Genomic DNA, 26,494 nt, shown 5'->3' with positions numbered 1-26,494 from the left:
CTATTCGTCCGTCCGCCTCCCGACCCCACCCCTCGCGGAGGCGCTGGGCGCCGCCCTATTCATCGTTCGTCGTCGTAATGAAGAGAGCACCGTGGCCGCCGACAAGATCGATACCATCGTCAGCCTGAGCAAGCGCCGTGGCTTCGTATACCCCTGCAGTGAGATCTACGGCGGCTCCCGGGCTGCCTGGGACTACGGTCCGCTGGGCGTCGAGCTCAAGGAAAACATCAAGCGCCAGTGGTGGCGCGCCATGGTCACCTCGCGCGAAGACGTCGTCGGTATCGACTCCTCCGTGATCCTGGCCCCCGAGGTCTGGCAGGCGTCCGGCCACGTCGCCACCTTCACCGACCCGCTCACCGAGTGCACCTCCTGCCACAAGCGCTTCCGCGCCGACCACCTGGAGGAGGCGTACGAGGCCAAGCACGGCAAGCTGCCCGCGAACGGCCTCGCCGACATCAACTGCCCGCACTGCGGCAACAAGGGCGGCTTCACCGAGCCCAAGCAGTTCTCCGGTCTGCTCTCCACCCACCTCGGCCCGTCCCAGGACACCGCCTCGGTCGCCTACCTGCGCCCCGAGACCGCCCAGGGCATCTTCACCAACTTCGCCCAGGTCCAGCAGACCTCGCGCAAGAAGCCGCCGTTCGGCATCGCGCAGATGGGCAAGTCGTTCCGGAACGAGATCACGCCGGGCAACTTCATCTTCCGCACCCGCGAGTTCGAGCAGATGGAGATGGAGTTCTTCGTCAAGCCGGGTGAGGACGACCAGTGGCAGGAATACTGGATGGAGCAGCGGTGGAACTGGTACCGCGACCTCGGTATCCGCGAGGAGAACATCCGCTGGTACGAGCACCCGGCCGAGAAGCTGTCCCACTACTCCAAGCGGACCGCTGACATCGAGTACCGCTTCAACTTCGGCGGCACCGAGTTCTCCGAGCTGGAGGGCGTGGCCAACCGCACGGACTTCGACCTCACCGCGCACTCCAAGGCCTCCGGCCAGGACCTCTCCTACTTCGACCAGGAGGCCGGCGAGCGCTACACCCCGTACGTCATCGAGCCCGCGGCCGGTGTGAACCGCGCGATGCTCGCCTTCATGCTCGACGCGTACACCGAGGACGAGGCCCCCAACGCCAAGGGCAAGATGGAGAAGCGCACGGTCATGCGCCTCGACCCGCGTCTGGCGCCGGTCAAGGTCGCGGTCCTGCCGCTGTCGCGCAACCCGGAGCTCTCCCCGAAGGCCAAGGGGCTCGCCGCCGACCTGCGCAAGAACTGGAACATCGACTTCGACGACGCGGGCGCCATCGGCCGCCGCTACCGCCGTCAGGACGAGATCGGCACGCCGTTCTGCGTCACCGTCGACTTCGACACCCTCGACGACAACGCCGTCACGGTGCGCGAGCGCGACACGATGAAGCAGGAGCGGGTCAGCCTGGACCAGATCCAGTCGTACCTGGGCGGGCGTCTGCTCGGCTGCTAGTTCCTCCAGTTGCTCGCGGGGCGCCGCGGCCGCCGGCGCGCGGCGCTCCCGCTCGGTGACCTCAGGCGTCGGCCGGGCCCGGATTCTTCCGGGCCCGGCCGGCGCTTTTGTGTGGGGAATACCGTTCCCGTTTGTGTGGGGGAATACCGTTCCCGCCCGCCATGTTGTGGCCCCGCAGGGGGGCCTCGCGCCCCCTACGGGATGTGTTCGGCCACCCCCTAAGGGCGCCCGCCCCCGCCCCCGCCCCCAGCTCCCCGCCCCCACTACCCCCGCGACCGCCCCGCCGCGAGCCACGCGCACAGGGCCGCCAGGGGGAGTTCGGCCGCGACGGCCATGGCTATGGCGGTGCCCAGTTCCGGGCCGGGGGCGGCGGTGGCGAGGTCGATACAGGCGTCGGCGAGGAGGAGGACGGCCGCGGCGGCCGCGGGCGCGCGGTGGCGCAGGCCGCCGCGCAGCAGGCGGGTGCCGGCGGTGAGCAGGGCGGCGGCCTCCAGCGCGTCGAGGGCGACCCAGGCGGCCGCCTCGGAGGGCGGCAGCGTACCGGCGAGGTAGCCGAGCCAGGGGAGCAGGGCGAGACCGGCGCCCGCCAGGATGCGGCCCTGCCACCGGCGGGCGCCGCCGACCCGTGCGGGCCTGTGGCAGGCCATCGGCGGCGTCGCGTAACGACCGTCGTCCGCAGGGGAGTTGAAGGCGATGAGGGTCATGGCAGGGGTCTCTTCCGGTGTCTGGAACCCGGTCGTCGGGCTCGTGATCAAGACTCCGGTTTTCGCCGGTCGCGGTCAGTAACACCGCTGTCCGACTTGGGGTGGCACTAGCTACACCCCTCGTACGGAAGCGACCTTCATGGCGGCCCGCGGCGCCCGCCGCCTACGGTTGGATCATGAAAATCCCGCCCCGGCTGCGGCGCGCGTTCACCCGCCTGACCCGCGATACGGCCTTCCTCGCCCTAGGGGCGCCGCTGCACCTGCTCATCGGGTTCCTGCTGTTCGTGATCTTCGGCCTCGTATGGGAGATCATCGAGGGGAACGACGCGAGCGTGCCGGTGGTCCTGGGCTTCACCGTGGTGCTGACGCCGCTCTCCGTGCCCGCACTGACCGCCGCCCAGCGCTGGCGCTTCCGGCAGCTGCTCGGGATCGACATCCCCCGTCCGGGACTGCGGCGGCCGCAGCGGCAGTTCGGTTACCACTGCCTGGCCGGGACGCTGCTCGGCGGGCTCGAAGTGCTGCTGCTGTCCCTGCTGCTGGCGGGCCTGGCCGCCGCCACGGTGTACATATGGATGTGGGCGGCGCCCTGGACCTGGCGGGTCGAACACCCCGGCTACGCCACCCAGGCGTTCTACGTCACCCTCGCCGGCCTCGCCGCGCTCGCCGTCGTGCCCGCCCTCGCCGCGGCCCTGGTGCGCCTCGAGACGCGCCTCGGCCCCGATCTGCTGGGGCCCGACCCGAGCGCGGACCTGGTGCGGCGGGTGGCCGACCTCACCGAGAGCCGCGCCGGGGCGGTGGACGCGGCGGACGCCGAACGGCGGCGCATCGAACGCGATCTGCACGACGGGGCGCAGCAGCGACTGGTGTCGCTGGCCCTGAACCTGGGGCTGGCCAAGGCCACGCTCACGGATCTGCCGCCGGAGGCGCGGGAGGTCATCGACACCGCGCACCGCGAGGCGAAGGAGGCGATCGAGGAGCTGAGCAGCCTGGTGCGGGGGCTGCACCCCGCCGTCCTCGACGAGCTGGGGCTGGACGCGGCGCTCTCCGGACTCGCGGCCCGCGCGCCGCTGCCCGTACGGCTGCGGGTGGATCTGCCGCCGGAGCTGCCACGTCGGGCGACGCCGGCCGTCGAGGCGGTCGCGTACTTCGTTGTCTCCGAGGCGCTGACGAATATCGCCAAGCACGCGCCGCAGGCGACCAGGGCGGATGTGACGGTCACCCGGCTCGGCGGGATACTGCGGGTGGTGATCGCCGATGACGGTATGGGCGGGGCCGATCCGTCCAAGGGGAGCGGCCTGACGGGGCTTGCCCAGCGCGTGCGGTCCGTGGACGGAACATTCCGGATGAGCAGCCCCGTGGGGGGCCCGACCATGATGAGCGTGGAGCTGCCGTGCCCGATGTGAGGCGTGCCGTGATCGCCGAGGACTCCGTCCTGCTGCGGATCGGGCTGGTCAAGGTGCTGGAAATGGCCGGTTTCGAAGTCGCGGCGGAGGTGGGCGAGGCGCAGGGGCTGCTGGTGGCGGTCGAGGAGCATCGGCCGGACATCGCGGTGGTCGATGTCCGGATGCCGCCCGGCTTCACGGACGAGGGAGTGCGGGCCGCCCTGTCGATCCGTCAGCAGTGGCCGTCCACGGCGGTGCTGCTGCTGTCCCAGTACGTCGAGGAGCGCTACGCCGCCGACCTGCTCGCCACGAACACCAGTGGGGTGGGCTATCTCCTCAAACAGCGGGTTGCGGACGTCGAGGAGTTCATCGAGGCGCTGCGGCGGGTGGCGGACGGCGGTACGGCCCTGGACCCGCAGGTCGTGGCCCAGCTGCTGGTACGGCGCGCCAGCGATCCCCTCGAACGCCTCACCGCCCGCGAACGTGACGTCCTGGCCCTGATGGCCGAGGGCCGGTCGAACGCGGGGATCGCCGCGCAGCTGGTGGTGAGCGAGAGCGCGGTGGCCAAACACATCAACAACATCCTGGCGAAGCTGGACCTGCCGAAGGCGGATGCGAACCACCGGCGGGTGCTGGCGGTGTTGCGGTTCCTGGGGGTGGCGGCGTAGGCGCCCGGTCCGGCGGCCGCTGCCGCCGGACCGGTCACCTCGACCAGCGCGGATTGAACTCCACATGGATCTGCTGCCAGTCGTTCTCCTCCAGATCCGGAAAGTCGTAGAGGCACCGGCAGACGTGGTAGTGGCAGCCGCCGTGGATGTAGTGGGGGTCGGCGGCGGCGGGCGGACCGTCCTTCGTGACGGCGAAGATCTCCCGGGCCGCCTCCCGGAATCCCGCTGCGCCGCCCGTCAGGAACAGCGTCTCGGCGTACACATGCTGCCGGAGCAGGGCCGCCCGCGCCTTCTTCGGGTCGTCCGGCGTCTCGTAGGACGACGCGAGGTCGGGGAGGTCCCGCTCGGGCACGCTCGCGGTGCTCAGCTCCCGGGGCGTCTTCCCCGCCGTGATGTGCTCGCGCAGCCGCTTCCAGCGGGACGGCCGGAACTGCACCGCCCGGTGGGCCAGTACGAGATCGACCGGCTTCTCGTCCATGTCCCAGCCGAACCAGGGCTCCGGAGCGGTGGCGCGCATCGGCAGATGGACCAACGAGTGCGGGGACCGCGCGGCGAGCAGGAAAAGGGTGCCGATGCGGCGGCCGTCGGCCCGGTCCACGTACAGGTCGTACGAGTCGTCACGCGCGTAGAGCGCCCCCTTCGTGAACGGCTTGGCCGGCCGGATCACACGGTATTCCGTACCGCCCATCCGGACCCGCTGCACGACGACCTTCACCCGCAGGCTGTCGCGGGTCACAGCGGCTGTTGACGGGGCCATACGGTGCCTCCTCCGGTCTGCGCACCCCGCTCGCCGCCGTCCGGACCCGGGGCACGTCCGTGGTCATTGTGGCGACGGGAGGTACGTGGGCGCACGGGGATGGAGCGGCGGGCCGGGTGGGGCGGAGGGCGGGGCGGTCGGCGGACGGCCGGATTTCCCGCCTTTCGGTCACATGGCATCACATGGCACCAACTCTCTTTGATGTGCGATGTGTTGAGTGCTCCGGGTGCTCCGGGTGCTCCGGGTGCTCCGGGTGCTCCGGGTGCTCCGAGTGCTTTGTGTGCTCGGGAACGCCGTGCCGCATCCTCAGGAGCACTGCCAGAGGAAGCGGCCCTGCTTGCCGTCCGGTGACACAAACGCATAGCCGACACCGCAGTCGCCGAAGTTGGGGTGGAACGGCTCCCCGTCGGTCAGCTGGACCACCAGCTGCCAGCCCTCGCCCGGCTCCTCCTCGCCCTGGAGCCAGTTCGGCTCGGCACCGGGACCGCCGAGGAACTGGAAAGCATCCCCGTCACCGGTCTTCTCCGGGCCGCTCTCCGGCAGATGGTCCGGCCCGGCCGTCGGCCCCTCGGCCTGTGCCCGGACGGTCAGGAAATCCGGTATGCGGCCGCCCGGCTGGATCAGCAGTGCGTTCTCGCCGCCCTCGGGCTCCCAGGTGCCGTCGACGTGGTCCTCTTCGTCGGAGCTCATGAACAGATAGGCCAGCCGACCGCCGTCGACCGCGAACTGCCCCAGGAACTGCATCGGCCTACCGGTCTCCCGGGAGAGCGGCCACTGCGGATCCTCCTGCCACACCGGCTGCCCGCCGATCTTGGTGACGGCCTCGCCGACCGGCCCGTCGGCGGCGACGAAGGTGAGCGGAACGGGCTGGGACATGGCGGCTCCTGGCGCTGCTACGGATGGCGTCGCTGCGGACGCCTGAATCTCACTGCGGACGCGTGAATCTCACCGCTGACGCCAGCCGTCGGCACTGACAATGCCGGGTGGTGGTCACTTCTCCTCGGCCCCCAACCCCCGCAGCACCAGATCGCGTACGGCATCGAAGTCGGCGGTGATCTCCGGGCGGGACCATTCGGCGGCGTAGCAGGGGTCGTGGAAGCGGCCGGTGGCGGAGAAGACGGCGCGCGCGGCGGTGGCGGGGGAAGGGGTGTGGAAGGCGCCCTGTGAGACGCCGGCTTCGATGATGGTGGCCAGCTGGGATTCGAGATCGGTGACATGGCGGTCGACCACGCCGCCGCTCTCGCCGATCAACGCCATGTAGGTGGCGAAGAGTTCGGGGTCGTCGCCGGCCTTGTGCCGCTTGGCCTCGAAGAGCGCGGCCAGCCAGCGGCGCAGCCGGTCGTCGGCCGGGCCCTCGTCCGTGACGATGGTGGACAGCTCCTGGCTCGTACGGTCCAGCCAGCGCGCCGTGACCGCTTCCCGCAGCGCCGCCTTGGTGCGGAAGTGGCGGTAGACGCTGCCATGGCTCACCCCCAGGGCGCGCGCCACGTCCACGACCGTGGCCTTGGCCGGGCCGTAGCGGCGCAGCACCTCCTCGGTGGCTTCGAGGATGCGCTCGGGGGTCAGTGTCTCGGGGGCCATGGGGCGGGCCGGCCTTTCGGGAGAGCGGGCGGGAGGACGGACGGTGAGGACGGACGGGAACGTGAGGTCCGGCGGGTGCCGGCACCCGGTGCGGGCGCACCAGGTGGCGGACCACGCTGGCCGGGCGCCGCGCCGGACAGTACGGACCGTACCTGGCGGGCCGGTAACCGGCGGGGCCGCCCGCCGCCCCGGGACCGAGGGCGCCCGCCGCCCGGGGACGGGGACCGCCCTTCTGCGCGCCGGGCCCTGCGCCGGGCCCTCCCCGGTGCCCGCCGCCCGTCAGTGCTCGCTGTCCAGGTGGGCCATCTGTGCGGCCGGATAGCGCTCGCCCGCGGCGGCGCCGGCCGGGACCGCGCGCTCGATGGCGGCCAGGTCGTCGGCGTCCAGCGTGACGTCCGCGGCGCCGAGCGCCTCGGTCAGGCGGTCGCGGCGGCGGGCGCCGACCAGCGGGACGATGTCCTCGCCGCGCGAGAGGACCCAGGCGATCGCGGTCTGCGCGACCGAGATGCCCTTCTGCTCCGCGATCTTGCGGAGCGCATCCACCAGGTCGAGGTTGCGCGAGAGGTTCTCGCCCTGGAAGCGCGGCGACATGCCGCGGAAGTCGTTGGCGGCGAGCTTGCGGTCGCGGGTGAAGTGGCCGCTGATCAGGCCGCGGGAGAGGACGCCGTACGCCGTGATGCCGATGCCCAGCTCGCGGGCGGTGGGCAGGATGGCGTCCTCGATGCCGCGGGAGATGAGGGAGTACTCGATCTGGAGGTCGGAGATCGGGGCGACGGCGGCGGCCCGGCGCAGGGTCTCGGCGCCGACCTCGGAGAGGCCGATATGGCGGACGTGTCCGGCCTCGACCAGCTCGGCGATGGCGCCGACGGTCTCCTCCACCGGGACGTCCGGATCGATCCGGGCGATGCGGTAGATGTCGATGTGGTCGCGGCCCAGGCGCTGGAGGGAGTACGCGGCGAAGTTCTTCACCGCGTTCGGCCGGCCGTCGTAGCCGGTGAAGTCGCCTTCGACCGTGCGCAGGGCGCCGAACTTGACGCTGGTCAGGGCGTTTTCGCGGGCGGCGGCGGGAGCCGTCCTGAGCGCTTCGTTGAGAAGGAGTTCGTTATGGCCCATGCCGTAGAAGTCGCCGGTGTCGAGCAGGGTGATGCCCGCTTCGAGGGCGGCATGGATCGTGGCGATGGATTCGGCGCGGTCGGCGTCGCCGTAGAGGGCGGACATGCCCATGCAGCCGAGGCCGAGGGCGGAGGTCTGCGGGCCGGTGGTGCCGAGGGTGCGGGTCTGCACGGCGGGCTCCTGGAGGGGTGGCGGGAGGGGACGGGCGGCGGTCGAAGCAAAGGCATCGGCCGGCCGGTGCCTTCACTCTCGCATGACGACTGACAGATTTCAATATCTGTCAGTCGTCATCTGTGAGTCGGCCTTCGCTCGTCGTGTTCCCGCAGGTCAGCGGAGCGTGCGCGGCAGCCGCAGCGCGAGCGCGGTCGTGCCCACGACGATCGCCAGCTGCGTCAGCAGCGCGGCGAGCAGCGCATCGCGGATGCCGGCCGACGGCAGCAGTGCGAGGAAGAGCGTGCCGAGGGTGGCCACGCCCAGGGCGAGACCGGACTGCTGGGTGGTGACCATGACGCCGCCGCCCACGCCCGCCTGCGCCGCCGGCAGCTCGCTCAGCACGATGCGCATCAAGGTCGGCAGCACCATGCCCTGGCCCAGTCCCAGCACCGCCATGCTCGGCGCGAGCCCGGCCACCGAAATGCCGGGCCAGCCCGCGTGCACGGTCAGCGCCAGGGTGATCAGCCCGGCGCCCTGGATCATCGAACCGGCGATCACCACGCGCCGCCCGAAGCGCTGCACCAGCCGCGGACCGGCGAGCGAGGCGAGGAAGTAGGTGAGGCAGAGCGGAACGAGGGACAGGCCGGCCGCGAACGGGCCGTAGTGCAGGCCGGTCTGGAGAGCCACGGCCACCACGAACATGAAGCCGCCGAAGCCGATCGAGAACGGGACGATCATGGCCAGACCGCTGCGGACCGACGGGATGCGCAGCAGGGACGGCGGCACGAGCGGGGTGCGGCCGGAGCGTTCGGCCCGGCGCTCGACGAGGACGAACGCCGTGGCGGCGAAGGGGAAGACGGCCAGGAGGAGCCACGACCACAGCGGCCAGCCGGCCGCACGGCCCTCGGTCAGCGGCAGCAGCAGGGTGATCAGGGTCGCGGCGAGCAGCGCGGTACCGGGGCCGTCGACCCGGCTCGGATGCGGGGAGCGGGTCTCGGGGACCGTACGGGCGGCCAGCAGCCAGGCGACGGCCGCGATCGGGACGTTCACCAGGAACACCGCGCGCCAGCCGCTGCCCGCGAGGTCGGCGGAGACCAGCAGCCCGCCGAGCACCTGACCCAGCGCGCTGGACACGCCCGCCGTCCCGCCGTACAGGCTGACGGCCCTGGCGCGGCGCTTGCCGGTGGTCGTGGCCTGGATGGTGGCCAGCACCTGCGGCAGCAGCAGCGCCGACGCGGCGCCCTGGGCCACCCGGGCGGCCACCAGCGTCCAGGCGTCCGGGGCCAGCCCACAGGCGAGCGAGGTCAGCCCGAAGGCGGCCAGCCCCCACAGGAACAGCCGGCGGCGGCCGATCATGTCGCCGAGCCGGCCGCCGAGGACCAGCAGCATGGCGTAGGCGACGCCGTAGCCCGCCACCACCATCTCCAGCAGCGCGGGACCCGCGTGCAGATCGCGGTCGATGGTCGGCAGCGCGACATTGACGATGAAGAAGTCGATCATCGGCAGGGCCGCGCCCAGGAGGACGGTCAGCAGGCCGGTCGGGGTCAGCAGCGGGGTGGCCGCCGACCGGTTCCGGGCAGCCGTGGGTGGGGCTGCGGGGGTGGTGGTCTGAACTCGGGTATCGCTCACGACGTCGACGATCGTCGACCGCTCAGGGGGGTACCAGAGTGTTCTTATCCTGGTATCGACGCTACCTGGCAACGGGCTGGGGCCTGCGGCACGCTGGAGGCATGAGCGGAAGCGTGACCGTCGATACGGCCCCGATGCAGGCTGCCACACCCCACCGTGCCACCGCCCCGCCACAGGGCGTCCGCCCGCGCGACGACGCCGCCCGCCGGGCCGAACTGGCTGCCTTCCTGCGCAGCCGGCGGGAGCGGATCACCCCCGAACAGGTCGGCCTGCCGCGGGGCCCCCGCCGCCGCACCCCCGGGCTCCGCCGCGAGGAGGTCGCCCACCTCGGCGCGGTCGGCGTGACCTGGTACACCTGGCTCGAACAGGCCCGGGACATCCATGTGTCGCCCCAGGTTCTGGACGCGGTGGCCCGCGCGCTGCTGCTGGACCGCGCCGAGCGCAGCCACCTCTTCGCGCTCGCCGGGGCCATCGACCCGCTGCCCGGCACCGAGTGCACGGGAGTGCCGCGCGCGCTGCGGCAGGTCCTGGACCAGCTCGCCCCGTTCCCGGCGGTCGTCCAGAACAGCCGGTTCGACGTCCTCGCCTGCAACAGCACCTACGGGCGGCTGATGTGCGACTTCGACGCACTGCCCGAAGAGGACCGCAACTGCATGTGGCTGGCGTTCACCAACGCCGAATGGCAGGCGCGAGTGGTCGATCTGGAGGTCTCGAAGCGGGTGATGGCCGCCAAGTTCCGGGCGGCGATGGCCGAGCATGTCGCGGAACCGGCCTGGAAGGCGCTGGTCGCGCGGCTGACGGAGGCGTCGTCCGAGTTCCGCGAGATCTGGGCGCAGCACGAGGTGGTCCGCCCGGTGAGCGCCATCAAGGTCATCCGGCATCCTCAAGTGGGGATCCTGCAGCTCACCGCCAGCAGCCTGTGGACGGGGCCCAACCCCGGGCCGAGGGTGCTGACCTACGCCCCGGTCGACGACATGACGCACGAGCGCCTCGAACAGCTGGAGAAGCTGGCGCCCGGCGACGCCTGAGCGGCCGGGGGCCCCTCGGGAACGGAGAGCCCTTGGGGAGGGGAGTCCTCGGGAATGGGGCCCCTCGGGGACGAAGAGCCCTCGGGAACGGGAGCCCTCAGCCGCGGAGACCGCGCGGCAAGCCGGTCCGGCGGAGCCGGGGGAGTTCCGGGCGCCCCGTATGCGGCGCCCGGCTACCGGGCCCCCGCACTCGCCGTCGGATGTCCGCCCCGCGGCGGCTCTTCCTCGAACAGCTCCGCCGTGTGCCGCGCCGTCCGCAGCGCCCACCGCCCGGTCGTCAGCGCGCCCAGCAGCAGGATGGCCGCACCGCACCCGGCGATGATCCACCAGGCCGGACGCCCGGCCGCCAGGAAGTCGGCTCCGGTGGCCCCGGCCCGCGCCCCGCCCGCCAGTACGGCGCCGATCACCGCGACGCCCAGCGACTGCCCCACCTGGCGGCTGGTCGAGGCGACCGCGGCCGCCACCCCGGCCTGGGTGCGCGGCATCCCGGACACCGCGGTGTTGGTGATCGGCGCATTGACCAGCCCGAACCCGATGCCGAACAGCACATACCCGGTGAACAGCAGCGCCGTCGTCGCCTGCGCGTCGAACGCCGCGAAGAGCACCCCGCTCGCCCCCATCAGCGTCCCCGCCAGCAACAGCGGGAGCCGGGGCCCGCGGGCGCCGACCAGCCGCCCCGACAGCGGCGCGAAGATCCCCGTCATCCCGGCCATCGGGATCATGTACAGCCCGGCATCCAGGGCGGACAGCCCGCGCACATTCTGCAGATACAGGGTGTTGATGAAGAGGAAGCCGGCGAGCGAGGCAAAGGCGCAGACCGCCACGACGGTGGCCCCGCTGAACGGCGCGCTGTGGAAGAACCGCAGGTCGATAAGGGGTTCGCGGCGCCGGCGCTCATACCCGACCAGGGCCGCCAGCGAGCCCAGCGCCACCAGCACGAACGCCAGGATCTCCGGTGACGTCCAGCCCGCCTCCGGGGCCTCGATGATCGCGTACGTCAGCGAGCCCAGCACGGCGATCACCAGCAGCTGACCCACGGGGTCGACGCGGCGCGGCTTGGGGGCGCGCGATTCGGGGACGTGGCGCAGGGTGAGGAAGACCGCGAGGGCGCCGATCGGAACGTTTATCCAGAAGATCGAGCGCCAGCCGACGGACTGCACCAGCAGCCCGCCGATCACCGGCCCGGCCGCCATGCTGATGCCGACGACCCCGCCCCACACCCCGATGGCCCGCGCCCGCTCGCGCGGCTCGGTGAACGTATTGGTGATGATCGACATCGCGACGGGATTGAGCATCGAGCCGCCCACCGCCTGCACCATCCGGAACGCCACCAGCCACTCCAGGCCGGGCGCCACACTGCACAGCAGCGAACCCATCGAGAAGACCACCAGCCCGACCAGGAAGATCCGCCGCCGCCCGAGCCGGTCCGCGGTCGACCCGGACAGCATCAGCAGCGACGCCAGGACCAGCGTGTACGCGTCGATCGTCCACTGCATACCGGAGACCGAGGCCCCCAGCTCGTGCTGCATGGACGGCAGGGCGACATTGAGGACGGTGTTGTCGAGGCTGACGATCAGCAGGCTCATACAGCAGATCGCCAGCACGAGCAGACGTCGTCGGTGGCTGAGCTCGGCCATGGTTGAACGCTACAACGATCCGGGACCTACGGCCCTGGCAGGGGCACCCGAGCGGTGCGGGACAATGGGCTCCATGACTTCGCTGCGAATCGGTCCGCATACAGTGCAGCCCCCCGTGGTGCTCGCGCCGATGGCCGGGATCACCAATGCCCCGTTCCGGACGCTGTGCCGGGAGTTCTCCGGCGGCAAGGGCCTGTTCGTCAGCGAGATGATCACGACCCGGGCGCTGGTCGAGCGCAACGAGAAGACCATGCAGCTGATCCACTTCGACGAGACCGAGAAGCCGCGCTCGATCCAGCTGTACGGCGTCGACCCGGCCACCGTCGGCAAGGCCGTCCGCATGATCGCGGAAGAGGACCTGGCCGACCACATCGATCTGAACTTCGGCTGCCCGGTCCCCAAGGTCACCCGCAAGGGCGGCGGCTCCGCGCTCCCGTACAAGCGCAATCTGCTGCGCGCCATCCTGCGCGAGGCGGTCACCGGCGCCGGCGACCTGCCCGTCACGATGAAGATGCGCAAGGGCATCGACGACGACCACATCACCTTCCTCGACGCCGGCCGGATCGCCGTCGAGGAAGGCGTCACCGCCATCGCCCTGCACGGCCGGACCGCCGCCCAGCACTACGGCGGCACCGCCGACTGGGAGGCCATCGCCAGGCTGAAGGAGCATGTCCCGGAGATCCCGGTGCTCGGCAACGGCGACATCTGGTCCGCCGACGACGCCCTCCGGATGATGCGCGAGACCGGCTGCGACGGCGTGGTCGTCGGCCGCGGCTGCCTCGGCCGCCCCTGGCTCTTCGGTGACCTGGTGGCCGCCTTCGAGGGCACCGGCGCACCCAAGGCGCCCGGCCTGCGCGAGGTCGCCGCCGTCATGCTGCGGCACGCCACGCTCCTGGGCGAATGGATCGGCGACGAGAAACGCGGCGTCATCGATTTCCGCAAGCACGTCGCCTGGTACCTGAAAGGTTTTGCGGTCGGCTCCGATATGCGCAAGCGGCTGGCCATGACGGGCTCGCTGGCCGAGCTCGAGGACGGCCTCGGCGCGCTCGACCTCGACCAGCCCTGGCCGCAGGGCGCGGACGGCCCCCGCGGCCGCACCTCCGGCAACAACCGGGTCGTGCTGCCGGACGGCTGGCTCAAGGACCCCTACGACTGCGCCGGCGTCAGCGAGGACGCGGAGCTGGACACGTCCGGCGGCTGACCTCCGCCGCGGGGCATTCGCCGCACGACGGCCGAGGCATGACATCCGCCGGGTGACATCGGGCGGGTGATCCGGCCCGCGCGGCCCCGGCCGCGATATCGATGGAGCCCGTACGGGTCCCCACCGGGGACCGGGCGCGATCGAGGGAGATGCCGTGGTCAGCGGTCACCGTTCCATCGGGGACACGGAGCAGGCCGTCGAGGCCAAGCTCGGCGACACCCCCGTCCGGCACAAGCAGATGGCCGCGGTGGCCAACATCTACCGCGCCGCGGCCACCGTACGGCAGCACTTCGAGAACTCCGTACTGCGCGGGGTCGAGCTGACCTGGACCTCCTTCGTCGTGCTGTGGGTGGTGTGGATCTGGGGCGAGATGGAGACCCGCCGGGTGGCCGAGGAGGCCGGGATCTCCAAGGGCACGCTCACCGGCGTCGCCCGTACGCTCCAGGGCCGCGGCCTGATGGCGCGCAGCACCCACCCGACGGACGGACGGCTCGCGCTGCTCGCGCTGACCCCCGCGGGCGAGGCGCTGATGAAGGATGTCTTCCCGCAGTTCAACGCGGAGGAAGGCTTTGTCACCGACCCGCTGAGCGACGACGAGGTGCTGAGCCTGGCGGATCTGCTGCGCCGCGTCGTCGTGCAGGTCGAGACGCACGGCGAGCACCGGCGGCTGGAGCTGCTGAACGGCCAGGACCCCCACCCGCGGCGCAGCGGACGCCGGCCGAAGGGCTGACGGCGGTCGCCGCTCTCCGGTGCCGCGGTGTCACCGGGCGGCCTCGGCCACCATCCCCGCCGCCCCGATCTCCCGGAATCGGCACAGGAGTTCATCGATCGTGCGGACCGCTTTCTCGTCCGCCGGCGTATAGATCCACATTTTGGTGCCGGGGGCCACGGTAGTCGTGAAGCCGGTCGCGGTAATGGTGACTTCGCCGCCGTACACCGTCCGGAACGTCTTGACGTGCGTGGTCGGCGTGGATACCTCGTGCCGGGCCCACAATTTCGCGAACAGCGGGCTGGCATCGGAGAGTTTCCGTATGTACGCCCGCCAGTGCGGGTCGCCCAGCCGCCGCCCGAATTCCCCCCGCAAATGGCCGACCATGAAAGCGAGCTCGCGCTCCCAGTCCACCAGCGGCTGGGATTGTGCATCCGCGGTGAAGAGGCGCCACAGCACATTGCGTTCCGACGGCGGCCGAACCGCCATACGGGGATCGAGCGCGGCGTAGGCGTCATTGAATGCGAGGACGTTGTAGCGGGCGCATACCATGCTCGCCGGCAATGGCGTCAGCGCATCCAGAATGGTCCCCGCCTCGGGTGGCAGCGCCCCCTGCGGCGGCTGGTGCGCGGAAGGGGCCGGGGCGGTTCCGGGGACGGCCGCGAGGCGGTGCAGATGGTCGCGCTCCGCCGGATCGAGCAGCAGCGCGCGGGCGATGGCGTCGAGCACCTGGACGCTCGGGTTGATCGCCCGCCCCTGTTCGAGCCAGGTGTACCAGGCCACCCCGACCCCGGCACGCTCGGCGACCTCCTCGCGCCGCAGCCCCGGCGTACGGCGCCGCGGCCCGGCGGGCAGGCCCACGTCCGCGGGCGCGATGCGCTCCCGGCGCAGCCGCAGGAACGCGGCGAGTTCGCCGCGCCGCGAGGATGCGGCGGCCGCGGAACGGGCGGCGGCGGTACGGCTGGTGGTCGGTGAGGTGGTCGGCACCGGACCATCTTGCGGGAGGCCGTGACGCGGTGCCAGATACCGCCGGTACCAGGATCGCCGGATACTGGTACCCCCATGGGCGGGTCGCGATGATCGCCGTCATGAGCGAAACGACACACGGCCGGATTCCCGTATCCGGCCGCATTCCCGCACCCGGTGAAAACTCCGCACCCGGCCGCATTCCCACGCCCGATCACCTTCACTCCACCATAGGCAAACGGCCGCTCGGATCCCGCAACACCAACGGCGTCCTCCTCGTCGTTCTCGGCGCGGTATTCATGGCCCTGCTGGACTCGACGATCGTCAATGTCGCCACTCCCGCCATGCGGGCCGATCTCCACACCACCGGATCCGCACTGCAGTTGATCGTCTCCGGCTATACGATTTCCTATGCCGCGCTGCTGATTACGGGAGCCCGGCTCGGCGCCCGCAACGGATACCGGGCGATATTCCTGACCGGCCTCACCGTATTCACCGCAGCCTCCTTCGCCTGCGGCCTGGCGCCCGGGGCGGGGGTCCTGATCGGCGCCCGTGTGGTGCAGGGACTCGGCGCGGGGCTGATGATCCCGCAGATCTACAGCCTGATCCAGCTGACGTTCCAAGGGGCCGCCAGGGCACGGGCGTTGAGCCTGTACGCGGCGGTGGTCGCGCTTGCCGTCGTGGTCGGCCAGGTGGCCGGCGGGCTGCTGGTCAGCGCGGACCTGTGGGGCACCGGCTGGCGACCGGTCTTCCTGATCAATGTGCCGGTCGGTCTGGCGCTGCTGGCCGCCGCGGCGCGCCTGCTGCCCCGCGAGGTGGCCGCGTCGCCCAAGGGCCTGGACCTGCCCGGCGTGCTCACGCTGACCGCGGCGCTGCTCCTGCTGGTCGTACCGCTGGTCCTCGGCCATGAGCGGCACTGGCCGCTGTGGGCGCGGCTCTGCCTGGCCGCCGCGGCCCCCGTGTTCGGGGTGTTCGTGCTGGTCGAACGGGCGGTCGCGCGCCGGGGCGGCGCACCGCTGGTGCCCGGCCGGATACTGCGGTCACGGCCCCTGGTGTGGGGCGCCGCCTCGCTCTTCTTCGGCATGGCCGGCTACGCGGGCTTCCTCTTCTCCTTCTCCCAGCATCTGCAGTCGGGGCTCGGCGAGTCCGCGACCCGCGCCGGCCTGACCTTCGCCCCGCTGGCCGTCGGCGTCGCCGTCGGCAGCCTCACCTGGCAGAAGCTGCCCGCCCGCGGCCACCGGGCGATGATCGCCGCGGCCTGGGTGCTCGGCGCGGCCGGCTATCTGGGCATCGCCCTCGTCATGCGGACCGGGACCGCGGGCGGCGTCGCGCTCCCCGCCCTGCAACTGGTCGTCGGCCTCGGCATGGGCTACACCACTAGCCCGCTGCTGACCCTCGCCCTGTCCGGGATCGATCCCGCCGATGCCTCCGACGCCGGCGGGGTGCTCACGACCGTGCCGCAGATCGCCCAGTTGGTCGGCGTCGCGGCATACGGCAGCGTGTTCCTGGCGACGGCCGAGCGGGCGCCGTCCGGGCAGGCCCTCTGTGCGACCGCGCTGCCCATCGCGGCCGGGGCGCTGGTCAGTGCACTGGCCGTGGTGCCGCTGCTGCGCCGACGCGCCTGAGGCGGCCGCGGCGCCCGCGGCGGGGAACGCGGCGAGGAACGCGGCGCGGAACGGGCCGCCGCACCGTATACGAAGCCGGAGGGCCCGAGCGGGCTTCCCGTCGGCTCGAACGAATGGCCGGATCCCGACGCTCGCATCTCGCGGCAGCGGAGAACCGACCGTATCGAGGTGGCGCCGAGGTGGAGTCGAGGCGACGGCAATCCTTGATCATTTAGCCGAAGAGGGTCCAAATGATGGAACCGCTTCACACATGAGCGCGTGATTCTCGCCACCCCTGATAGGGGGCCCGCTCACATGAGCGTTCTGTGTCCGACTCCATCTCTCCAATGATGGCACTGGGTGCCACGCTTATTGAGTTCGACCGATCAAGTGAATAGTTGCAATGAGTAACGGAATGGCCCCTTCCTGACTGCGTAGCGGAATGATGCGTTCAGGTAATGAAGTTAGGTCAGGAGTCAAGATCACTTTCGATCCGCTGGTCGACACCCGGTTACGCACGTATGTCGACCAAGTGGACGTACCCATACGCCTTCGATCTGGGTATGTTCCTCGCCGTCAGGGCAGCCCGTCGGCGAGGAGCCAGTCCCGTGCCGGAAACACAAGATCCCCACGTAACCCAGTCCGCGTCCGTGTCGGCGTCGGTGAAGTTCGTCTATGACTTCACCGAAGGCAACAGGGACCTCAAGGACCTCCTCGGTGGCAAGGGCGCCAACCTCGCGGAGATGACCAACCTGGGACTTCCCGTCCCTCCCGGCTTCACGATCACCACTGAGGCCTGCAAGGTCTACCTCGAGAGCGGCTCCGAGCCCGCGGCACTGCGTGCCGAGGTCTCCGAGCACCTCGATGCGCTTGAGCGGCAGATGGGCAAGAAGCTCGGCCAGGCCGACGACCCGCTGCTGGTATCGGTGCGTTCCGGTGCGAAGTTCTCCATGCCCGGCATGATGGACACCGTCCTCAACATCGGCCTCTCCGATGCATCGGTTTCCGGCCTTGCCGCGCAGGCCGGTGACGAGCGGTTCGCGTGGGACTCCTACCGCCGCCTCATCCAGATGTTCGGCAGGACCGTGCTGGGCGTGGACGGCGAGCTCTTCGAGGAGGCACTCGAGGAGGCCAAGCGCGCCAAGGGCGTCGTCGTCGACGTCGATCTGGACGCGGTCGACCTGCAGAGCCTCGTCGCGCACTTCAAGGACATCGTCGCCAAGGAGACCGGCCGCGACTTCCCGCAGGAGCCGCGCGAGCAGATGGACCTCGCGGTGCGCGCGGTCTTCGACTCGTGGAACACCGACCGGGCGAAGCTGTACCGCCGCCAGGAGCGCATCCCGGGCGACCTCGGCACGGCCGTCAACGTCTGCTCCATGGTCTTCGGCAACCTCGGCCCCGACTCGGGCACCGGCGTCGCCTTCACCCGCGACCCCGCCAGCGGCCACCAGGGCGTCTACGGCGACTACCTGCAGAACGCGCAGGGCGAGGACGTCGTCGCCGGTATCCGCAACACGGTCCCGCTCGCTGACCTGGAGGGGATCGACAAGGCCTCCTACGACCAGCTGATGCAGATCATGGAGACGCTCGAAACGCACTACAAGGACCTGTGCGACATCGAGTTCACCATCGAGCGCGGCAAGCTGTGGATGCTGCAGACCCGGGTCGGCAAGCGCACCGCCGGTGCCGCCTTCCGCATCGCCACCCAGCTCGTCGACCAGGGCCTGATCGACGAGGCCGAGGCCCTCCAGCGGGTCAGCGGCGGGCAGCTGGCGCAGCTGATGTTCCCCCGCTTCGACCTGGACGCGAAGTCCACCACGATCGGCCGCGGCATCGCCGCCTCCCCGGGCGCGGCGGTCGGCAAGGCCGTCTTCGACTCGTACACCGCCGTCAAGTGGTCCCGTTCCGGCGAGAAGGTCATCCTGATCCGCCGCGAGACCAACCCGGACGACCTCAACGGCATGATCGCCGCCGAGGGCATCCTCACCTCCCGCGGCGGCAAGACCTCGCACGCCGCCGTCGTCGCCCGCGGCATGGGCAAGACCTGTGTCTGCGGCGCCGAGGAGCTGGAGGTCGACACCAAGTCGCGCCGGATGACGACCCGCGAAGGGACCGTCATCGAGGAGGGCGACATCGTCTCCATCGACGGCTCCACCGGCAAGGTCTACGCCGGCGAGGTGCCGGTCGTGCCGTCCCCGGTCGTCGAGTACTTCGAGGGCAAGGTCGACGCCGAGGCGGAGGGCTCGGACGAGCTCGTACGTTCCGTGCACCGCCTGATGACGTACGCGGACTCGCAGCGCCGCCTGCTCGTCCGCACCAACGCCGACAACGCCGAGGACGCCGCCCGCGCCCGCCGGTTCGGCGCCCAGGGCATCGGCCTGTGCCGCACCGAGCACATGTTCCTCGGTGAGCGCCGCGAGATGGTCGAGCGCCTCATCCTGGCCGACACCGAGGCCGACCGGGACGCCGCGCTCGCCGAGCTGCTGCCGCTCCAGCGGGCCGACTTCACCGAGCTGTTCGAGGCGATGGACGGGCTGCCGGTGACGGTGCGGCTGCTGGACCCGCCGCTGCACGAGTTCCTCCCCGACATCACCGAGCTGTCGGTCCGGGTCGCGCTCGCCGAGGCCCGCAAGGACGCCAACGAGAACGACCTGCGCCTCCTCCAGGCCGTGCACAAGCTGCACGAGCAGAACCCGATGCTGGGTCTGCGCGGCGTCCGCCTCGGCCTGGTCATCCCCGGCCTGTTCGCCATGCAGGTACGGGCGATCGCCGAGGCGTCGGCCGACCGCAAGAAGGCGGGCGGCGACCCGCGCGCCGAGATCATGATCCCGCTGGTCGGTACGGTCCAGGAGCTGGAGATCGTCCGCGAGGAGGCCGAGCAGGTCATCGCCGAGGTCGAGAAGGCCTCCGGCGTCAGCCTCTCGCTCACCCTCGGCACGATGATCGAGCTGCCCCGCGCCGCCCTGACGGCCGGCCAGATCGCCGAGTCGGCCGACTTCTTCTCCTTCGGTACGAACGACCTCACGCAGACGGTCTGGGGCTTCTCCCGCGACGACGTCGAGGCCAGCTTCTTCACCGCGTACCTGGAGAAGGGCATCTTCGGCGTCAGCCCGTTCGAGACCATCGACAAGGACGGCGTGGGCGCGCTCGTCCGCAACGCCGCCGCGGCCGGCCGGGCCACCCGCCCGGACCTCAAGCTCGGCGTCTGCGGCGAGCACGGCGGCGACCCGGAGTCGGTCCACTTCTTCCACGAGGTCGGCCTGGACTACGTCTCCTGCTCCCCGTTCCGCATCCCGGTCGCACGACTGGAGGCGGGCCGCGCGGCGGCCGAGTCCCAGGGCAGCGACAGCCGCTGACCCCCGAGGGTGCCGCGGACGCCCCAACGTCCGCGGCACCCCACCCCGCTACACCACCGGAGCCGGCCCCGCCGGGTACCCAAAACCCTCAGCCGCCCGGCTGTCGGCTCCGGCACCCCAATGAGGGCGGCACCTTGTGCGGAGGTGCCGCCCTCACCCCTTTCCGCGCCGTGGTCCGGCGATCCGCCTCGCGCTCTCCGCCCCCGCCGCCGTCTCGCGTTCGCCCTCGCGTCGCGTTCGCCCTCGCGTCGCGTTCGCCCTCGCGTCGCGTTCGCCCTCGCGTCGCGTTCGCCCTCGCGTCGCGTTCGCCACCGCGGACGAGTGGGCCGTCCGCCTCGCCGAGTCCCCTCACGCAGGCGCGAGCAGTGCCTCGCGCGCCCGCCGGCCGACCGCGGGCCGGAGCAGGCCAACGGGGCAAGGGCGGTACCTGTGCGGAGGTACCGCCCTCACTCTTTCTCCGGGCTCCCCCCTCGGGAGCTGCCGCCGTCCCTGTCGGCGTGGGATGGCGGCTCTTCAACGGGCCGCTGAGCGGACGGTTATTTGCCCATCACCCCCCACGGGATCGAGCAATCCGTTCCGTTCGCAGTGCCGTCGAATTGAGTACAGCATTCCGTTCGCCCGCCGGGTCGCGCGACACTTTTCAACTCTGGCCAAAAGGGCATGGTGACCGCGCGTGTTGGCGTGCATACTCAGGGCGTACCGGGGGGTCAACCGAGGAAAGCAAGGTGGGGGTTCGGTGTTACGCGTCCATTTCAGTGGACTCGACCTGGCTCGGGTGCGCATTGCCGCACGCCCGGACGCGCTGTGGGAGACCGTTTTGAGCTTTCACCGACTACGCGACAGACGGGACGATTCCGCATTCGGCAGATGGCGATCGGAAACGCGCGGAAGGTTGAATGGCGAAACACGGCTGCTGGCTCCGCTGGTGCCCGTCCGCGGCTATTTCCCCGATTTCCTCACGCCCGCCGAAGGGCTCCTCGGCATGGACGAGGCGCTCGCGGCGCTGCGGGAAACCCCGGCGGCCCGGCTGCACGACGAGCTCTCGCGGCTGCCCGCCGCCGCCCGCCCGCTGCCGACCTGGATACGCGACATGGCCGAGGGCAGCAGCCGCTCGCTCGGCCGCCTCGCCGGCGTCCTCCAGCGCTATTACGAGGCCGCCGTCGCCCCGTGCTGGTCGCGCGTCCAGGGTCGTATCGAGGCCGACCGGGCCGCTCGCGGCCGGGCCCTCCTGGACGGCGGCGCGGACCGGCTGCTCGCCTCGCTGCCGCCGATGCTCCGCTGGCGGGCGCCCGTTCTGGAAGCCGACTACCCGGTGGACCGCGACCTCCACCTGGGTGGCCGCGGACTCCTGCTGCTGCCTTCGTACTTCTGCCGCCGCACCCCGGTCACCTTCCACAACCCGGACCTGACGCCCGTCCTGGTCTACCCCGTCGAGCACCAGGCGCCCCGTCTGACGCCACCCGTCCCGCCCGAGCGCTCCCTGAGCCGGCTCGTCGGCCACACCCGCTCCGCGATCCTCCAGGGCATCGGCATCGGCTGCACGACCAGCGAACTCGCCCGCCGCGTCGATGTCTCCCTGGCCTCCGCCAGCCAGCACGCGACGGTGCTGCGTGACGCCGGTCTGCTGCTCACCCTGCGCCAGGGCAACGCCGTCCTCCACACCCTGACCCCGCTGGGCGCGGCGCTGCTGCGCGGGGCGCGCCCGGCGGAGGTGCAGGGGTGAGCGGCCGTCGCGGCCGCCCCCTCGCTCAGTACGGCCGGTCGCCCGCGATGGCGACCCGCTCGGCGACCCGGCGGTGCGCCCCGTAGTCGTTCACCGCATAGTGCTGCGTGGCCCGGTTGTCCCAGAACGCGACGTCCCCCGCCCGCCACCGCCACCGCACCTGGAACTCCGGCACCTGCGCCTGCTGGAACAGCACCCGCAGCAGCCGGTCGCTCTCCGCCTCCGTCAGCCCCACGATCCGCGTGGTGAACGACGCGTTGACGAACAGCATGCGCCGCCCGGTCTCCGGGTGGCGACGCACCACCGGATGCTCGACCGGTGGGAACTCCTGCTGAAATGGCGCCAGTTGGGCGGACGAGTAGAAGCGCACGAACCCCGGGAGATAGTCGTGCACCGCTCGCGCGCAATTGATCCGTGCCCGGATTTTCTCCGGCAAATTGTCGTACGCGGCAGCCATATCGGCCCACATCGTGTCTCCGCCGGCCGGCGGAACCTCCCGCAGTTGCAACACCGCGCCCATCGCGGGCCGTTCGCGGAAGGTGACATCGGTGTGCCATACGTTCTCGAACGTCGGCACCGCACCGGCCGTCTTGTCGAACCGCACCACATCCTTCGCATCGCCCCGCGCGAGCAACGGATTGGTCTCCAGCTCTCCCCAATTGCGGGCGAATTCCCGCTGCGCACCGGAGGCCAGATGCTGACCGCGGAAGAACAGCACCTTCCACTCCAGCAGCGCCCGGTTCAGCTCCTGCCGCAGCTTCCCGGACAGCGGCCGGGAGAGGTCGAGCCCGCGGATTTCGGCCCCGATGGTGGCGGCCTGCGGCACCACCTCGAAGAGCTCGTACGGCCGGTCCACCCAGCCGTCGGGGGTGCGGCGCAGGATGCGGTGGCCCTCGTACAGCCCGTCGGCGGGGATGCGGTGGGGGCGCAGCACGGGGGTGTCCGTGGGGGCGGTGGGGTCGGCGATGGCCGTCAATTGGTCCTCCTGGCACGAGAGAAGGGGAGGGGCGGGAGCCGTACGGGCGTCCTCGCGGGGAAGCCGTACGGCTGTAGGGAGCGTCTTCACGGGAAAGCCGGACGGGGCGTCGCGGCGGGAGGCCTTACGGCAGGGAAACGCCGCAGAGAGGCCGCAGAGACGCGGTGGGTACGCCTGGGGCGTCAGGACGTACGGCGACAACCGGCCGGGGGAGATCCCACCCGGCCGCGGCGGCGCAGAAAGCTCAGGCCGCGGGGCGCGCACTCGCCGTGGGGGCCGCCGGTGCGCGGCTCCGCCTCACGGAAGATGGGGTGCGTGCTCATGCCACGCACCGTACCGCATCCGTCGGCCGCCGCGGGGGCCGCTACGGCGTCCGGGGAGGCCCGGCGAGAAGCCGGTGCGCCGGGCGGGACCCGGCCGGCGGCTTGACCGGCCCCGGCGGGCCGGCCCGCCCGCCGGCCCGCCCGTCAGTCATCGATACCGCTGCGCTCCACCCCCGCCACGATGTACCGCTGAAGCAGCAGAAAGACCACCACCAGCGGCGCGATCGACACGGCCGCCGCCACGAACAGCTCGTGCAGATTCAGGTTCTGCGCCGTGGTGAACGTGGACAGCGCCACCTGCACCGTCCACGCCTCCTGGTCCTGGCCGATCACCAGCGGCCACAGAAAGGCGTTCCAGGCCCCGATGAACACGATCGTCCCGACCGCGGCAAAGACCGGCCGCGCGTTGGGCACGACGATCCGCCAGTACGTCCGCCAGTACCCGAGCCCGTCCACCCGCGCCGCGTCCTCCAGCTCCTTGGGGAAGCCCAGGAAGTACTGCCGGAAGATGAAGCAGGCGAAGGCGCTGAACAGCGTCGGAATGACCAGCCCGCGCAGCGTCGAGATCCATCCGAGCGACGACACCAGCACAAAGCTCGGCACGAACGTCACGGCCGCCGGGACCATCAGCGTCCCCAGGATCGCGTAGAAGACGACCGGGGCGTACCGGTACGGGATCCGCGCCAGCCCGTACCCCGCCAGCGAGGCGAGCACGACCGTGCCGACGGTCGTCGACACCGCGATCAGCGCAGAGTTGAGCAGCGCCCGCGCCATGGGCAGACCGGGGTCGGTGAACACTTCGGTGAGGTTCGACCACTGGAGTGCGCGCGGGAAGAGCGTCCACTCGGGGGAGGTGATCTCCCGCTCGGTCGCCAGCCCGTTGCGTACCAGCAGATAGAACGGGATCAGGAACAGCAGCGCCAGGACGACGAGTATCACCACCCGCAGCGCGCGCCCGGCCCTGGTCAGCGCATCGTGCGTGCCCGGCATCGGCATGCTCAGTCCTCCTTCCGGCCGAGGCCGAACCAGCGGGCCTGGACGACCGTCGCCACCGCGATGATCAGCGCCAGGATCACCGCGCCCGCGCTGCCGAGCCCGAGGTTCTGATCCTGCCCGAGCGCCGTGTAGTAGAGGTAGACCAACGGCGGCCGGGCATACGGCGGATAGCCCCGCGCATCGCTCAGCAGGTTGTAGAACTCGTCGAACGCCTGGAACGCATTGATCACCAGTAGCAGCACCACCGCCACGGACGTGGCCCGCAGCTGCGGAAAGGTGATGTGCCGAAAGACCTGCCAGCCCGGCCGCGCCCCGTCCACCGCCGCGGCCTCGTACAACTGCGGTGAAATCCTTTGCAGCCCCGCAAGAAACAAAATCATGTAGAAACCGGCTTGCAGCCACAGCCGTACGGTGACGATGACCAGCCAGTACCAGGGCGGATCGGTGGTGGACAGCCAAGCGGTCTGATCGGCCCCGAACCACCCCAGCACCGTATTGGCCAGCCCGAAGCGCACCCCGTTGAAGATCGACAGCTTCCAGATCACCGCCGCGACGACATACGAGCAGGCCGTCGGCAGGAAGAACACCGACCGGAAGAACGCCTGGGCGACCCGCAGCCGGTTGACCATCAGCGCGAGGCCGAGGGAGAGCGCGTATGTCGCCGGCACGATGAAGGCGGTGAACAGCAAGAACGTGCCCAGGCTGCCGAGGAACGCCTCGTCGCTGAGCATCGTGGCGTAATTGCCCAGCCCCACGAAGTCCGTCTTCGCGGGCGTCACGGTGTTGTGCGCGTCGAAGAGGCTGAGGTACAGGCTCCACAGCAGCGGTACGTAGGTGAACAGCCCCAGCCCGATCGCGAACGGCCCGACGAAGACCCAGAACCAGAGATTCCGTCGCTGCGGCCCGAGCAGTCGGACGGCACGGGACGCCCGGGGCGCCGGGGTGGCCCCATGGACCTGGGCAGCCTGCGCGGCCCGGGTGGACGAGGCGCTCACCTCCCCGACTTCTGCTTCTTCTTGACCAGCTGCAGCTCGGCATTGACCTTGCGCACCACGCTCTTCAGCTCGCTCTCCGGGTTCGCGCCGTCCTTGATGATCCGGCTCAGTGCGTCCTGGTAGACGGTACGGTCCGCGGTGGTCCACAGCAGCGGCTCGGCATGGCCGTACTCCGTCGCGAACCGCACCGCATCCGCGGCGGCACCTTGCTGCAACTGCTTGGCTTTCTTTGCGAGCGAGATCCGCGCCGGAATGTGGAAGCCGTAGGACAGCGCAAAGTCTTGCTGAAAGTCGGTGCGATCCACCCACAGCCATTTCGCAAAAGCCTTGGCCTCCGTCTTGCGCCTGCTTCGCGCGCTGACGGCGGACCCGTAGGCACCCACCGGCACGGCAGGCTTCCCACCCGTTCCGTCCTTCGGGAACGGCAGCACCCCGAAGTCGTCCCCCAGCGCCTTCTTGATCGCCGGCAGCGCCCACAGCCCCGACCACTGCATCGCGGTCAGCCCCTGGATGAACGCGGCCGGATCGGACCAGTCCGTAGGTGCGCCCAGCAGCAACGACTTGTCCGCGTACAACTGCCGGATCTTGCCGAGCACCCGCGCCGCCGCCGGATCGTCGAACCCGACCTTGCCGTCGTCGCCGATCAGACTCAGCCCCGCCGCGTGCAACGGCGTCCCGCTGAGCACCCCGACGCCACCGTCGTTCCCGAGGAACAGTCCCTTGACGTTCTTGGTGCTCAGCTTCCCCGCCGCATCCACCAACTCGTCCAGCGTCTGCGGCGGCTCGACCCCGGCCTTCCGCAGCAAACTCTTGCGGTAATAAAGCATCTGCATGTCAACGACCTGCGGAATGCCCCACACCTTGCCCTGCCAGATCTTCGGCGCCAGCACCGCCTGGTTGAAGTCGTCCTTCACCGGCTCGACTTCAGCGGTCAGATCCACGACCTGCCCACTCTGAATCTGGTCCAGCAAGGGCCCGTTGACCTCGAACACATCCGGCCCGGAGTCCGTCAGCAACGCAGCCGCCGTCTGCCGGTCGTAGTCGCCCGGCCGCCACTGCACCCGCACATCGGCCTTCTTGTACGCGGCGGCATACCGCTGCACGGCGCGCTGCGTCCCCGGCTCGCCGTACTGGTGGTACCACTGGCTGAGCTCCGGCCCCGAACCCCCGCCACCCCGACCGGTGTTGGACCCACAGGCGGCAAGCGCCCCGGCCGCCGCAATACCGCCGGATGCGGCCAACAGCCGCCGCCTGCCGATGCCGACGCCGCTTCCCGTCATCCCGCCCATACGCGTATCGCCCCCTGTGGTCGTGGCCCCGGAGTGTGTGTCGTTGGTGCTGGCCGATCACCGTGTGGTGCGCCCGACCACTCTGCCCCACGCGTGTGAAAACCGCATTGCACCTTGACGAATCGACCTTCCGAAAACCGCTGAAAGGTCATGCAAGCGCCCACCGGCCGAAACCCGGCAACCAGGGCCTCCCGGCCACCGGCAGCCCCCGCCCCGACGCGCCCCACGCC

General features: G+C 71.0%; 22 protein-coding genes. 9 read left to right on the top strand and 13 right to left on the bottom strand.

Annotated elements, in window-relative coordinates:
- Positions 1–91: 91 nt before the first annotated feature.
- The gene (locus tag AC5677_RS12770) at positions 92–1,474 is read left to right on the top strand and encodes a glycine--tRNA ligase (RefSeq protein WP_497195155.1); all 1,383 of its coding nucleotides are present in this window, start codon (positions 92–94) and stop codon (positions 1,472–1,474) included.
- Between the two features lie 263 nt (positions 1,475–1,737).
- On the opposite strand, the gene AC5677_RS12765 is transcribed toward AC5677_RS12770, so the two are convergent.
- Entirely contained in the window at positions 1,738–2,178 is a 441-nt protein-coding gene (locus tag AC5677_RS12765; protein ID WP_497195154.1) for a hypothetical protein, read from the bottom strand.
- A 176-nt stretch (positions 2,179–2,354) separates the two neighbouring features.
- Here AC5677_RS12765 and AC5677_RS12760 point away from each other — a divergent pair, with 176 nt between their 5' ends.
- Positions 2,355–3,581 (top strand): sensor histidine kinase, encoded by a 1,227-nt coding sequence (locus AC5677_RS12760; protein ID WP_497195153.1) that lies wholly within the window; start codon positions 2,355–2,357, stop codon positions 3,579–3,581.
- 8 nt (positions 3,582–3,589) lie between these two features.
- Entirely contained in the window at positions 3,590–4,228 is a 639-nt protein-coding gene (locus AC5677_RS12755) for a response regulator (RefSeq protein WP_497196602.1), read from the top strand.
- A 34-nt stretch (positions 4,229–4,262) separates the two neighbouring features.
- Here the strand turns inward: AC5677_RS12755 and AC5677_RS12750 are convergent, their stop codons facing one another.
- The 5 genes from AC5677_RS12750 to AC5677_RS12730 all read right to left on the bottom strand — a co-directional run bounded on the left by AC5677_RS12750 (position 4,263) and on the right by AC5677_RS12730 (position 9,461).
- Entirely contained in the window at positions 4,263–4,985 is a 723-nt protein-coding gene (locus AC5677_RS12750) for a hypothetical protein (protein WP_497195152.1), read from the bottom strand.
- A 306-nt stretch (positions 4,986–5,291) separates the two neighbouring features.
- A complete protein-coding gene (locus AC5677_RS12745; RefSeq protein WP_497195151.1) occupies positions 5,292–5,861 on the bottom strand; it encodes a YwqG family protein in 570 nt (189 codons plus the stop codon).
- A gap of 114 nt (positions 5,862–5,975) precedes the next feature.
- Positions 5,976–6,566 carry a TetR/AcrR family transcriptional regulator gene (locus AC5677_RS12740; RefSeq protein ID WP_497195150.1) on the bottom strand — a complete coding sequence of 197 codons (591 nt, stop codon included), beginning with the start codon at positions 6,564–6,566 and terminating at the stop codon, positions 5,976–5,978.
- A gap of 279 nt (positions 6,567–6,845) precedes the next feature.
- Complete coding sequence (locus AC5677_RS12735; protein WP_497195149.1) at positions 6,846–7,850, bottom strand: aldo/keto reductase; 1,005 nt, start codon at positions 7,848–7,850, stop codon at positions 6,846–6,848.
- Positions 7,851–8,006: 156 nt separating this feature from the next.
- A complete protein-coding gene (locus AC5677_RS12730; protein WP_497195148.1) occupies positions 8,007–9,461 on the bottom strand; it encodes an MFS transporter in 1,455 nt (484 codons plus the stop codon).
- Positions 9,462–9,595: 134 nt separating this feature from the next.
- On the opposite strand from AC5677_RS12730, the gene AC5677_RS12725 reads away from it, so the two are divergent.
- The gene (locus AC5677_RS12725; protein WP_497196601.1) at positions 9,596–10,489 is read left to right on the top strand and encodes a helix-turn-helix transcriptional regulator; all 894 of its coding nucleotides are present in this window, start codon (positions 9,596–9,598) and stop codon (positions 10,487–10,489) included.
- Between the two features lie 173 nt (positions 10,490–10,662).
- Here the strand turns inward: AC5677_RS12725 and AC5677_RS12720 are convergent, their stop codons facing one another.
- Complete coding sequence (locus AC5677_RS12720; RefSeq protein WP_497195147.1) at positions 10,663–12,126, bottom strand: MFS transporter; 1,464 nt, start codon at positions 12,124–12,126, stop codon at positions 10,663–10,665.
- A 64-nt stretch (positions 12,127–12,190) separates the two neighbouring features.
- On the opposite strand from AC5677_RS12720, the gene dusB reads away from it, so the two are divergent.
- On the top strand, positions 12,191–13,327 hold the full coding sequence (gene dusB / locus AC5677_RS12715; RefSeq protein WP_497195146.1) for a tRNA dihydrouridine synthase DusB: 1,137 nt from the start codon (positions 12,191–12,193) through the stop codon (positions 13,325–13,327).
- Positions 13,328–13,481: 154 nt separating this feature from the next.
- Positions 13,482–14,057: a MarR family winged helix-turn-helix transcriptional regulator gene (locus AC5677_RS12710; RefSeq protein WP_497195145.1), complete on the top strand. Its 576-nt coding sequence runs from the start codon at positions 13,482–13,484 to the stop codon at positions 14,055–14,057.
- Between the two features lie 30 nt (positions 14,058–14,087).
- Here AC5677_RS12710 and AC5677_RS12705 read toward each other — a convergent pair whose 3' ends face one another.
- Entirely contained in the window at positions 14,088–15,023 is a 936-nt protein-coding gene (locus AC5677_RS12705; protein ID WP_497195144.1) for a helix-turn-helix transcriptional regulator, read from the bottom strand.
- Between the two features lie 101 nt (positions 15,024–15,124).
- Here AC5677_RS12705 and AC5677_RS12700 point away from each other — a divergent pair, with 101 nt between their 5' ends.
- The 3 genes from AC5677_RS12700 to AC5677_RS12690 all read left to right on the top strand — a co-directional run bounded on the left by AC5677_RS12700 (position 15,125) and on the right by AC5677_RS12690 (position 21,685).
- A complete protein-coding gene (locus AC5677_RS12700) occupies positions 15,125–16,627 on the top strand; it encodes an MFS transporter (RefSeq protein ID WP_497195143.1) in 1,503 nt (500 codons plus the stop codon).
- A 542-nt stretch (positions 16,628–17,169) separates the two neighbouring features.
- A complete protein-coding gene (gene ppdK / locus AC5677_RS12695; RefSeq protein WP_497196600.1) occupies positions 17,170–19,962 on the top strand; it encodes a pyruvate, phosphate dikinase in 2,793 nt (930 codons plus the stop codon).
- A gap of 892 nt (positions 19,963–20,854) precedes the next feature.
- Positions 20,855–21,685, top strand: a complete 831-nt coding sequence (locus tag AC5677_RS12690; RefSeq protein WP_497195142.1) for an ArsR/SmtB family transcription factor — start codon at positions 20,855–20,857, stop codon at positions 21,683–21,685.
- 25 nt (positions 21,686–21,710) lie between these two features.
- On the opposite strand, the gene AC5677_RS12685 is transcribed toward AC5677_RS12690, so the two are convergent.
- The 5 genes from AC5677_RS12685 to AC5677_RS12665 form a co-directional block, all read right to left on the bottom strand.
- Positions 21,711–22,661 carry a TauD/TfdA dioxygenase family protein gene (locus AC5677_RS12685; protein WP_497195141.1) on the bottom strand — a complete coding sequence of 317 codons (951 nt, stop codon included), beginning with the start codon at positions 22,659–22,661 and terminating at the stop codon, positions 21,711–21,713.
- 182 nt (positions 22,662–22,843) lie between these two features.
- The gene (locus AC5677_RS12680) at positions 22,844–22,984 is read right to left on the bottom strand and encodes a hypothetical protein (RefSeq protein ID WP_497195140.1); all 141 of its coding nucleotides are present in this window, start codon (positions 22,982–22,984) and stop codon (positions 22,844–22,846) included.
- A gap of 144 nt (positions 22,985–23,128) precedes the next feature.
- Positions 23,129–23,980, bottom strand: coding sequence for a carbohydrate ABC transporter permease (locus AC5677_RS12675; RefSeq protein WP_497195139.1), 852 nt, complete (start codon positions 23,978–23,980; stop codon positions 23,129–23,131).
- 2 nt (positions 23,981–23,982) lie between these two features.
- A complete protein-coding gene (locus AC5677_RS12670) occupies positions 23,983–24,891 on the bottom strand; it encodes a carbohydrate ABC transporter permease (protein WP_497196599.1) in 909 nt (302 codons plus the stop codon).
- Positions 24,892–24,971: 80 nt separating this feature from the next.
- Complete coding sequence (locus tag AC5677_RS12665; RefSeq protein WP_497195138.1) at positions 24,972–26,264, bottom strand: ABC transporter substrate-binding protein; 1,293 nt, start codon at positions 26,262–26,264, stop codon at positions 24,972–24,974.
- Between the last annotated feature and the right edge of the window lie 230 nt (positions 26,265–26,494).

The organism is Streptomyces sp. JLSY215 (assembly GCF_059682825.1).
This window is presented reverse-complemented; position numbering and strand designations above follow the sequence as displayed.

What these genes read in the sequence shown, in the direction of transcription:
- AC5677_RS12700 (WP_497195143.1), top strand. Translation starts at nt 15,125, where the DNA reads ATGAGCGAAACGACACACGGCCGGATTCCCGTATCCGGCCGCATTCCC.
- AC5677_RS12750 (WP_497195152.1), bottom strand. Translation starts at nt 4,985, where the DNA reads ATGGCCCCGTCAACAGCCGCTGTGACCCGCGACAGCCTGCGGGTGAAG.
- AC5677_RS12665 (WP_497195138.1), bottom strand. Translation starts at nt 26,264, where the DNA reads ATGGGCGGGATGACGGGAAGCGGCGTCGGCATCGGCAGGCGGCGGCTG.
- AC5677_RS12675 (WP_497195139.1), bottom strand. Translation starts at nt 23,980, where the DNA reads ATGCCGATGCCGGGCACGCACGATGCGCTGACCAGGGCCGGGCGCGCG.
- AC5677_RS12765 (WP_497195154.1), bottom strand. Translation starts at nt 2,178, where the DNA reads ATGACCCTCATCGCCTTCAACTCCCCTGCGGACGACGGTCGTTACGCG.
- ppdK (WP_497196600.1), top strand. Translation starts at nt 17,170, where the DNA reads ATGTTCCTCGCCGTCAGGGCAGCCCGTCGGCGAGGAGCCAGTCCCGTG.
- dusB (WP_497195146.1), top strand. Translation starts at nt 12,191, where the DNA reads ATGGGCTCCATGACTTCGCTGCGAATCGGTCCGCATACAGTGCAGCCC.
- AC5677_RS12745 (WP_497195151.1), bottom strand. Translation starts at nt 5,861, where the DNA reads ATGTCCCAGCCCGTTCCGCTCACCTTCGTCGCCGCCGACGGGCCGGTC.
- AC5677_RS12760 (WP_497195153.1), top strand. Translation starts at nt 2,355, where the DNA reads ATGAAAATCCCGCCCCGGCTGCGGCGCGCGTTCACCCGCCTGACCCGC.
- AC5677_RS12720 (WP_497195147.1), bottom strand. Translation starts at nt 12,126, where the DNA reads ATGGCCGAGCTCAGCCACCGACGACGTCTGCTCGTGCTGGCGATCTGC.
- AC5677_RS12725 (WP_497196601.1), top strand. Translation starts at nt 9,596, where the DNA reads ATGCAGGCTGCCACACCCCACCGTGCCACCGCCCCGCCACAGGGCGTC.
- AC5677_RS12680 (WP_497195140.1), bottom strand. Translation starts at nt 22,984, where the DNA reads ATGAGCACGCACCCCATCTTCCGTGAGGCGGAGCCGCGCACCGGCGGC.
- AC5677_RS12740 (WP_497195150.1), bottom strand. Translation starts at nt 6,566, where the DNA reads ATGGCCCCCGAGACACTGACCCCCGAGCGCATCCTCGAAGCCACCGAG.